Raw genomic sequence first — 9879 nt, 5'->3', positions numbered from 1 at the left:
CAGTGAAGCTGACACTTCATCATCGGACCGAAATCCTAGAAGCGTTGATATACAGAAGCTTGATCCATCGATCAGGACCAGAGCCGTCCGCATATCTCTTCAGATATTAGCAATGTCAAATAACGCAGAGACAAATACCGAACAGGTGCGCCCTAACTTCTTGGCGCGCCCGCCCGTCAATGCCTCAATTTTCTTCGCCTTACTTCCCTTCATGACCACCTCGCAGCGACCCGTCCGTTCCGTCCGACTTCCCGTCCTGCGCCTCAGCGCCGCCGGTGAAGGGGGTTCTACGGATACTACATCAGACCCGCAAGCAGTTTTTTCACTTCTCTACACCTTTTTCCAAAAAAACCAAAATTATCACATGAAAACAATGCACTACCCAAAGAACCCCTGCCCAAAATCCACCCAGCCCACCCCAGAAACCCCCAAAACCCAACGACTCAATTTCCAAACCAAGACTTACCCACAGGCTTATCCCCGACTCAAAATCCAAACCCAAACGTGAATCACCGCAAATCACCCAGCCCGCGCCCGAGGAATCAAGAAATCCGCCCCAAGGGGCGGATTTCCTGTCGGCACCAGGCCGGTTTGCCTGTTTGCGCTGTCTCAGGCCGGGCGCAACCGGGGCAACGACCGCAGCCGGAGTGCCAGCAGGCTGAGAATGACGGCCAGATAGATCAGCGGCTCAATCTGGAACCCCTTCACCAGCATCACATAGTGGACGCCGCCCAGGATCACTGCCGGGTAGGTCAGCCGGTGCAGCTTGCGCCAGCGCGGACCCAGCCGCCGCACGGACCAGTTGTTCGACGTCGCCACCAAGGGCAGCATCAGGACAAACCCTGCCATACCCACGGTGATGTAGGGACGTTTGACGATGTCGGCCCATATCTGACCCAGGATCTGCACGTCCAGCACCAGCCAGACCAGCAGGTGAAGGAACACATAGGTAAAGGTCATGATCCCGATTGCGCGCCGGAACTTCAGCAGGTTCACCCCTGCCAGCCGCCGCAACGGCGTCACGGCCAGTCCGGCAATCGCCAACTGCAAGGCAAACTCACCCAGCGCATGTTCCAGCGCCTTGATCGGCTCGACTCCCAAACCGCCTGTTGCCCCCTGATACAGGTACCAGGGCGCAGGCAGGACAAGCACGAGGTACAGCGCCCACGGCGGCACGCTCCGCAAGAGGCGGTTCAGGCGATCGACAAGCGTCATGCGCAGCACCCCTTTCCGTCCTGTATCGGGGGACAGGGCACGGTGCCATAAGAGCAGTAGACACAGCAGTCACCCGGTTTGGGGCGCACCACTGTCTTGCACGACGGACATTCCCAGAAGAACTGGCAGGCGTCCGTCGGCATCTGCTCGTCGTGGCGCGCGTTGCAGGCCGGGCACGTCAGGACCGAGATCAAAACGAGCTCGGTCAAAAGTTCGCCTTCAGGTCCATGCCGTCATACAGTGCGGCGACCTCGTCTTCGTAGCCGTTGAACATCAGGGTCGGCACCTTTTTGGCGAACAACCCGCCGCCGATCTTGCGTTCCGAGGCCTGACTCCACCGCGGATGGTCCACCTCGGGGTTCACGTTGGAATAGAACCCGTACTCGCCCGGTCCCGCCTTGTTCCAGGATGTCGGCGGCTGTTTGTCCGTCAGGGTGATCCGCACAATCGACTTGATCGACTTGAACCCGTACTTCCATGGCACCACCAATCGGATCGGCGCGCCGTTCTGGTTTGGCATCGGTTTGCCGTACAGCCCCGTCGCCATCAGCGTCAGCGGATTGCGCGCCTCATCCAGCCGCAGCCCCTCGACATAGGGCCAGTCCAGCACCGGATAGCGCGTGCCCGGCATTTCCTCGGGGCGATACACGGTTTCAAAGGCGACATACTGCGCCTCGGGTTTGACGCCCACCATGTCCAGCAGGTCGGCCAGCTCAAACCCGTTCCACGGCACAACCATCGACCACGCCTCGACACAGCGAAAGCGATAGATGCGCTCCTCGATGGTCATCTGGCTGACAATATCGCCCAGCGCATAGTCACCCGGCTTGTCCACCAGCCCGTCTATGGTGATCGACCACGGTTCGGTCGTCAGCAGATGCGCGTTTTGCGACGGGTCATCCTTGCGCGTACCGAACTCATAATAGTTGCAGTATGAGGTGATCTCGTCCCAGGCGTTCGGCTCCAGCGCCATATCGTCCTGCGCCATCGCCGCGCCGGGCATCCCGCCCAGCGCCAGCCCACCAAGCCCCGCAGCGCCGCCGCCAAGGCCCAGACCGGCCAGCACCTTTCGGCGATTCATGAAGATGGGCTCCGGTGTCACATCGGAACGGGTCAGCTTGTTTGTCCAGCGCTTGGCCATGGGTCCTCCTCGGGGCTTTCTTTGACCCCAAGATATGCGCGCCCGGCCATTGAACAAACCAACGATCTCTCACGTTGCCGTCACGGGGATGTAACACGTCGCGCGCGTCCCAGCGCGCGCGACGGGTGGGCAGGGTGCCGTTCGCGAAGCGAGGGGTCACCGCCCACACCCATCCAGTCCGGACAGCCCCCTCTCAGCGCGTTCCAGCACGTACCGACTCAGCCCTGCGCCACCTGAGCACCGATCCGCAGGATTTCGCACACCAACAGGTCCAGATCCTCTCGCCGGGTCCGGTGATTGCAGATCGCGACCCGCAGGCAATGCCGCCCGCCCACCGTGGTATCAGACACTGCGGCACTCCCCGCTTCTTGCATCTGCAACATGATTTCCGTGTTCAGCGCCCGCAGCTCCCCCTCCGGCACACCCGACGGACGATACCGAAAGCAGACGATGTTGATCTCCCGAGGCGCCATCATCTCCAGCTCCGGCGCCTCCGCGATCACCCCTTCCAGATAGGTCGCCTGAGCGATGTTCTGGTCAATCAACCGGCCGAACTTGTCGACCCCGTGTTCCTTGAGCGTCATCCAGACCTTCAATGCCCGAAAGGCGCGCGAGGTTTGCAGGTTGTAGTCATGCAGGTACTCGTTCGCCGCAATGCCGCGCGGCTTTTCCTCCAGGTATTCTGGATGCACGGCAAAGGTGTCGCGATGCAGACCGGCGTCCCGGACCAAGGCGCATCCCGCCTCAAACGGCACATGCAGCCATTTGTGCGGGTCCAGCGCCACGGAATCCGCGTGCTCCAGTCCCGCCACCAAATGCCTGTTCTCCGGTGCAATCGCGATCAGCGCGCCAATGCACCCGTCCACATGGAACCACAGATCCTCTTCGCGGCACAGCGCCCCGATCGCGGTCAGATCGTCGATGGCCCCGGTGTTCACCGTGCCCGCCGTCGCAATCACCGCTGCGGGACAAAAACCTGCCTTGCGGTCCTCAATCATCATGGCGCGCAGGGCGGCGACGTCCATGCGGAAATCCGACCCGGTCGGCACGCGACGCAACGCCTTGTTGCCCAGCCCCAACAGTTCCACCGCCTTCTGATGGCAACTGTGCACCTGATCCGACCCGTAAAACCGCAGGGGGCGCGGGATGGCGGCGACCCCTTCGGCCCGCACGTCGACACCGGCCTTGGCATTTCGGGCCGTTGTCAGGCCAATGATATTGGCCATGGACCCGCCGCTGACCAAGGTGCCCCCGGCACTCTGCGGAAAGCCCATCATCTGCTTCAGCCAGTTCACCACCTGCGTATCCATAAAGGCGGCGGCATTGTTGCCTCCGCCCAGGTTGGACCCGTCAATGGCGGCAATAAACTCCGCCAAGGCACCGCTGAAACTGCCCGATCCCATGTACCACATCCAGAACCGCGGATGGATGTTGCCCATCGGATAAGGCATCAGGTTTTCGCACAGCTCACCGTACACGTCAGACAGGGGCATCGGTCCGCTCGGCACCGGCCCGGCATAGACTGTCTTGTCCTCGGCAGGCATTTCCGTCCAGACCGGCCGGTCGCGCACATCGCGCACATGGGCTATGGCGTCATCCACGATCTGGCGGGCCAGACCTTGCAAGTCGCCCCAATCGGCTGGATCAAGCGTTTCTTCGGTCAGTGCCGGTTTCTGAACGTCCATGGGGCCCCCGCGCCTGAAAATGGCTGGTTAAATCGTCGCCTGATAATCCGCTCTGTATATCACAGTTTCCGGCCCGGGCGGTGGCCTTTCCCTCCCTGACCGGGGGCGGTCAGGGGCGCGATGGGCGGGCATGTCTACACCCGCCACAGCGCAGGGTTACGGGGCCTTCACATCCGACGCCATCCGGCGCAGCGCCTCTTCGAACATGCGGTTGCCCGCAGCCCCGCCATCGCCCAACCGGACCGACGGGAATATCTCGTTCATCTGCACCGACGATCCATCATCCTTGACCACCCGCACATGCCGCCGCCGCATCTGGCGCGGCTCTGCCACGCCGACCGAATGCGCGATGGTCTCAACTTCGCTGATCACCGATTTCGCATAGGCCGCCACGCGCTTGTCCTTTTCCGACACCACCAGCCCCTTTTGCAAAGACGGGATATGCGTGGTGATGCCCGTCGGGCAGGTGTTCTTGTTGCACTTGAGCGCCTGAATGCAGCCCAGCGAAAACATGAACCCCCGCGCAGAGGTCACGAAATCCGCGCCCAGACAAATTGCCCAGGCCACATCGCCGGGGGCCACCAGCTTGCCCGCCGCCACGATGCGGATGCGGTCATGCAGGCCCGCAAGGTCGCGCAGGTCCACCATGCGGATCAGCGCCTCGCGCAGCGGCAGGCCGACAAGGTCGATCAACGGCATCGGGGCAGCACCCGTGCCGCCCTCGCCCCCGTCCACGGTGATGAAATCCGGTGCCGACTCCTCACCACGTTCCTTGATCTTCTTGAAAAAGGCAAACCACGGATCGGCCGAGCCCATGCAGGTCTTGAAGCCGACAGGCTTGCCCGTCACCTCACGGATATGGGCGATCAGGTCCAGCAGATCGTCGAAATCATCCACTTCGCGGTGGCGGTTGGGCGAAATCGCGTCCTGCCCCAAAGGCACGCCCCGGATCTGCGCCACTTCGGTGTCGATCTTGGCGGCGGGCAGGATGCCGCCTTTGCCCGGCTTGGCCCCCTGGCTCAGCTTGATCTCGAACATCTTGACCTGCGGATGCGCCGCCATCTCGCGCAGCTTTTCGTCGCTCAGGTTGCCCGCCGCGTCGCGCACGCCAAATTTCGCCGTGCCGATCTGATAGATCACATCACAGCCCCCTTCGAGGTGATAGGGCGACAGCCCGCCCTCGCCGGTGTTCAGCCAGATCCCCGCCAGCCGCGCGCCCCGGCTCAACGCCTTGACCGCCGGTTTTGAAATCGCGCCATACGACATGCCGGAGATGTTGAAGATCGACGGCGCGGAATACGGCTCACGGCAATAGGGGCCAATCTCCAGCGGCTCGGTCGAGGCGTATTGATCGTCCAGCGGCGGAAACACCGCGTTCATGAAAATCGGCGTGCCCGGCACGTTCAGGTTCCGGGTCGACCCAAAGGCCACGGTGTTCCCCTTGCCGCTGGACGCCCGGTAGATCCAGTTCCGCTGCGCCCGGTTGAACGGCATCTCCTCGCGGTCCATGGCGAAAAAGTACTGACGGAAAAATTCGCCAAGCTCCGTGAACAGGTTCCGGAACCGCCCGATCACCGGATAGTTGCGCCGGATCGCATCCCCCCTCTGCGTCTTGTCGATTACATACATCACCGCGATCGCCGCAACCGCGACCCCGATCATGAAGACAAAGAACAGCGCCAGATACTGCAGCGCGGTCATCGCAAATTCCATATTCTACCCCCTGAATGTATTGACTTGCCTCAAGGCCAAGGTGTTTCTCCACCGTTACTGTGACACCATCACAGAGGAATGGCAGCCCGTCTGCGTATTTCGTGAAAGGGAGAAAGAATGAGACAGTTTCTTGGCGCCACGGCGCTTGTGCTGGTGGCTAGCACGGCCTTCGCCGAAGGCTTCGTCAGCTATGACACCACCGACAGCTTTGACGACGTGGTCTTTGGCCTGGAGAACGCGATCCTGGACGAGGGTCTGGTGATCGACGCCGTCAGCCACACCGGGGACATGCTGGAACGCACCCGGGCCGATGTCGGGTCGGATGTGACCATCTTCACCCATGCCGACATCTTCAGCTTCTGCTCGGCCAAGATCAGCCGCGAGGTGATGGAGGCGGACCCGATGAACGTCGTCTTCTGCCCCTACGACATCTTCGTCATCGTCCGCCCGGAAACGCCCGACACCACCACCATCGGTTTCCGCAGCTTTCCTGACGGCGAGATGAAAAAGGTCGAGGCGCTGTTGGACGGCATCGCCCGCGCCGCCATCGGGCTGGAATAGGCGCACCGCGCACGCAAAATCGGATCGCGTCCCGGGCTTGCCCCGGGGCCTCCACACCCCAAAAATGCGCGCGGATCACCACAAACGCACCGCATCCGCATCACATAAATGTCAGTGGAAACCGCGCGACACGGCCGCTTAGACACCCCGCCGCCAAGGTCAAGCCACCCGCGCAAAAAATCCCCGGTGATCCATCCCTCCCCAAGGCCCGTAGACAAGTTCGATGTGTCAGACACATTGCAACCACGGCTCCAAGGAAGACCACTCATGATCCGCAGAACTTTTCTCGCCGCCACAGCTGCTCTCGCCCTTGTCACCACACCCGCATTTGCCGGCGGCCACTCGATGGACATCGTCGACACCGCCAAAGAGGCAGGCTCGTTTGAAACCCTGCTCGCCGCTGCAACCGCCGCAGGCCTGGTCGACACGCTGAAAAGCGAGGGCCCCTTCACCGTCTTCGCCCCCACCGACGCCGCCTTTGCCGCGCTGCCAGAGGGCACTGTCGAAACCCTGCTGATGCCCGAAAACAAGGATCAGCTGGTCTCGATCCTCACCTATCACGTCGTCGCCGGCAAGGTCATGTCGACCGATCTGTCCGATGACATGATGGCGACCACCGTGCAGGGCACCGACATCATGATCGACCTTGACAACGGCGTCATGGTCAACGACGTCACCGCCGACATCGAGGCCTCGAATGGCGTGATCCACGTCATCGACAAGGTCATCATGCCGAAATAACCCACGCGAAAGGCCCGCCTCCAGGCGGGCCTTTCCCCCCACCGAACGCTGCAACGCCCTGTCCCGCAACGCCCCCTGTGCCCGCGCCATACTCGCGCCCGCACAAAGGAGGCTCCCATGACAGACATCATCCACAACATCCCCCTCACCGACATCAACCCCAACGCCCTGCCCCGCGATCGCACCAGCGAGAACGCAGAGGCCGATTATGAGCTGATGCAATCCATCCTCATCGACGGCCTGCGCCAACCGATTGAGGTGTGGGAGCTGTCGGAACAGACAGCCGACGGCCATCGCTACGGGCTGATTTCCGGCTTTCGCCGCCTCACCGCCTGCACGACGCTGGAAAAAGACAGCATCCCCGCGCTCCTGCGCACCCCCGAAAGCATCCCCAAGGCCGTCACCGCCATGGTCACGGAAAATGAGATACGCAGCCAGATCAGCCCGTGGGAAAAGGTGCGCCTGATCCTGCAATGTCTTGAGGAAGAGATCTTTGCCACCCCCGACGAAGCCATCTCCACGCTCTTTCCCTTGTCCTCGCGCCAGAAAACCGCCCGCCTGCGCGGCCTTGTGCCGGTGGTGCAGCGGTTCGACGGGTTGCTGAACGCGCCCGAACGGCTCACCACTCGGCGGCTGGATCAACTGACGGCGGCGCTGAATGCGGGCTATGAGGATCTGCTGCTGAACGCCCTCTCCCCCTTCCCGCGCAGCGCGTCGCCGCAAACCCAGTGGGAGGCGCTGACCCCGGTGCTGCAAGAGGCGCTTTCCCCCCGCCCCTCCGATCCGGCCCCCGGCACGGACGGCGACCCCCGCCGCCTCCGCACCATCCGCAATGGCCTGACCATCCGCCGAGAACTCACCCGCACCGGCTGGATCCTCCGGTTTTCAGGCCGCGAGGCCAAGTCCCCGGGCATCATCGACGACGTGATGGACTACGTGGAACTGCATTTCGGCAAAGAGGTGTGAAGGGGGTGCTCCCCGTCACCGTAGGGTGGCGGGGGGGCTGAGAGGACATTCATCAATCAATCTAGTGTTGCGATGCAGATTCTCGCAAACGTAAGTAATTTGTTGGCAATATCGTTTACCAGTTTGCAGCAAAATTTTGGCTGACTTGGCCAACAGTTCTCGCTCAGGTCTCAGAGTTCAGGAGCAACCATGGTTGGAGAAATACAGCTCATCAATTCGCGCTACTCCTCTGCGGATCGCACTCATCCACGAGGCTTTATTGCTGCCCTCGATAATCGCCATGGCGTCGTTCAGCCAACTTAGTATCTCCTGTAACTCCAGCGGCGGCTTTGCAGTTAGCGCAGCAGCGGCGCGTCCTGCATTCGCGGCATCTTTCGGACTTGAAAGATCGGGAAGTATCCCGGCCTCGATCTGGCACTTTATCGCACCCGGCTGTCCCCCAGCACTCTTATAGGCACTGATCTCGCCGGTCGCCCGATCTCGATAGGTCTGCCGCCGTGTCTTCGGGGCCTTTGTCTCCATGATGAATTTTGCCAGATCATCCGTCGCAATCCCTGCCTTTCGAGCATAGTAGTGCATTGGCAGCCACGAGCCGTTCCCGCCCTCAACGGCGCAACGAACATACTCCTTTGGGTCGTACGGTGAGTTCAAATGCAGGAAATCCGAAAGTAAGTCAGAAGGCGTGACAAACGACTTATGAACAACCCCTCCCACCCCTTCAAGCGCCTGCACTTCGCCGACGAGCTTCAGGGTCGTTTCGCCTTCCTTTTCATCGAATTCCCCTTCTCGGATAAACTTGATTTTCTCCAGCAGGTCTTCGCCGATCATAATGGAGCGGTTTTCCCCGCTAAGCACACCACCGGCCAGATCGGCAACCATCGCGTCTCGCGGGCCAAGTTGGAGCAACTTTTCTACCATTGGCAGAATCTGCTCGCGAGACTGCCTGTCCCGTTCATCAAGAATCGCCCGGAGGTCGCTGTATTTGATGCGGGCTGACTGTCCGGAATAACGAAAGAAAATATCGCCTTCCTTCACCTGTTCTCCATCGCCCTTCTGAGCAATTACCGGACGGGACCCATGCTGATGGGCATAGATGATACCGACGCTCGCTCCCTCCAAATCAAGGATCGCTGATTCGATCTTCGGCGTCGGATCGAAGGTTCCCTTGATTCTCTTAGTAAAATCCGCAGGGTCGGCATTCGCAAAATCCGAGCTCTTTAGCCCACTGACCGAGTAGCTGTCCGGATCAATTGTTCCACTGGTTATCTTCTTGTCTGTGACCCCAAAGAGTATGTAACCACCCGCGTTGTTGGCGAGCGCGGCAACAGCTCTTAGCCACTTCCCTGCATGCTTGAAACCGAAATCCTGCTTGCACTCATGCCGATCACTCTCGCCGTGCTTGAAGCGCCATGTCCCACCCGGCTGCTTGTCAAACATGTTGGCAAGAACCGCCTCGCTCATAGGGCCAACATCGGGAGGCGTAGATGTTCCAGTGCCCGGAACTTTGACGGAGGCAGTAACCCCCGTAGCTTTGAAAGAGGCCAGAAAAGTATCAAGCTCATTGTCATTGGCTGCGGGAATGGAGCCCGAGTTCCCATAGCTGCCTTTCTTGATCCCAGTAATTCTGCCAGAGTTTACAGCGCGATCTGGGCGGTTGAAGAAAAATTGGATATCTTTTCCCTGCATGCCGCGATTAGCCATTGCCTTAATCAAGGCTATTTCTTTATCAGTGATGCTCCGTTTCTTACCGGCTTTGTTGCGCAAAGGGGCTTTGTTGCGCAAAGGCTGGTTGAGGGATTCATCTCGTGAATCCAGCGTGGTAGCTGTCCTGCATGAGCAGACCGATCCCGCCGAGCT

At 60.6% G+C, this 9879-nt stretch carries 10 protein-coding genes; 4 read left to right on the top strand and 6 right to left on the bottom strand.

Translation table 11 applies throughout. The features are described 5' to 3' along the window. Positions 1–508, top strand: a 508-nt coding sequence (locus CHB90_RS26375) for a hypothetical protein (protein ID WP_212591607.1), incomplete at its 5' end; no start/stop codon positions are given. A gap of 101 nt (positions 509–609) precedes the next feature. Here CHB90_RS26375 and msrQ read toward each other — a convergent pair. The 5 genes from msrQ to CHB90_RS24655 form a co-directional block, all read right to left on the bottom strand. Next, positions 610–1215: a protein-methionine-sulfoxide reductase heme-binding subunit MsrQ gene (gene msrQ, locus CHB90_RS24675; protein ID WP_089280379.1), complete on the bottom strand. Its 606-nt coding sequence runs from the start codon at positions 1213–1215 to the stop codon at positions 610–612. Beyond that, positions 1212–1409 (bottom strand): GDCCVxC domain-containing (seleno)protein, encoded by a 198-nt coding sequence (locus CHB90_RS27210; protein ID WP_281256140.1) that lies wholly within the window; start codon positions 1407–1409, stop codon positions 1212–1214. The genes msrQ and CHB90_RS27210 overlap by 4 nt, the downstream gene beginning before the upstream one ends. An 11-nt stretch (positions 1410–1420) precedes the next feature. Next, positions 1421–2356, bottom strand: coding sequence for a protein-methionine-sulfoxide reductase catalytic subunit MsrP (gene msrP / locus CHB90_RS24665; RefSeq protein WP_089280376.1), 936 nt, complete (start codon positions 2354–2356; stop codon positions 1421–1423). A gap of 218 nt (positions 2357–2574) precedes the next feature. Continuing rightward, on the bottom strand, positions 2575–4041 hold the full coding sequence (locus CHB90_RS24660) for a pyridoxal phosphate-dependent decarboxylase family protein (RefSeq protein ID WP_089280375.1): 1467 nt from the start codon (positions 4039–4041) through the stop codon (positions 2575–2577). Between the two features lie 156 nt (positions 4042–4197). Continuing rightward, a complete protein-coding gene (locus CHB90_RS24655) occupies positions 4198–5754 on the bottom strand; it encodes an FMN-binding glutamate synthase family protein (RefSeq protein WP_089280374.1) in 1557 nt (518 codons plus the stop codon). Positions 5755–5871: 117 nt separating this feature from the next. On the opposite strand from CHB90_RS24655, the gene CHB90_RS24650 reads away from it, so the two are divergent. From CHB90_RS24650 to CHB90_RS24640, 3 genes are all read left to right on the top strand, one after another. Beyond that, a complete protein-coding gene (locus tag CHB90_RS24650) occupies positions 5872–6315 on the top strand; it encodes a DUF302 domain-containing protein (protein WP_089280373.1) in 444 nt (147 codons plus the stop codon). Positions 6316–6582: 267 nt separating this feature from the next. After that, positions 6583–7056, top strand: a complete 474-nt coding sequence (locus tag CHB90_RS24645; protein ID WP_089280372.1) for a fasciclin domain-containing protein — start codon at positions 6583–6585, stop codon at positions 7054–7056. 117 nt (positions 7057–7173) lie between these two features. Continuing rightward, positions 7174–8022: a ParB/RepB/Spo0J family partition protein gene (locus CHB90_RS24640; RefSeq protein WP_089280371.1), complete on the top strand. Its 849-nt coding sequence runs from the start codon at positions 7174–7176 to the stop codon at positions 8020–8022. A 177-nt stretch (positions 8023–8199) separates the two neighbouring features. On the opposite strand, the gene CHB90_RS24635 is transcribed toward CHB90_RS24640, so the two are convergent. Next, positions 8200–9879 (bottom strand): ATP-binding protein (locus tag CHB90_RS24635; protein WP_212591653.1); only part of this gene is annotated, 1680 nt, incomplete at its 5' end.

Source organism: Antarctobacter heliothermus, assembly GCF_900188425.1.
Lineage (GTDB): Bacteria > Pseudomonadota > Alphaproteobacteria > Rhodobacterales > Rhodobacteraceae > Antarctobacter > Antarctobacter heliothermus.
The sequence above is the reverse complement of the archived record's forward strand: the minus strand, read 5'-3'. Positions and strand labels throughout refer to the sequence as shown.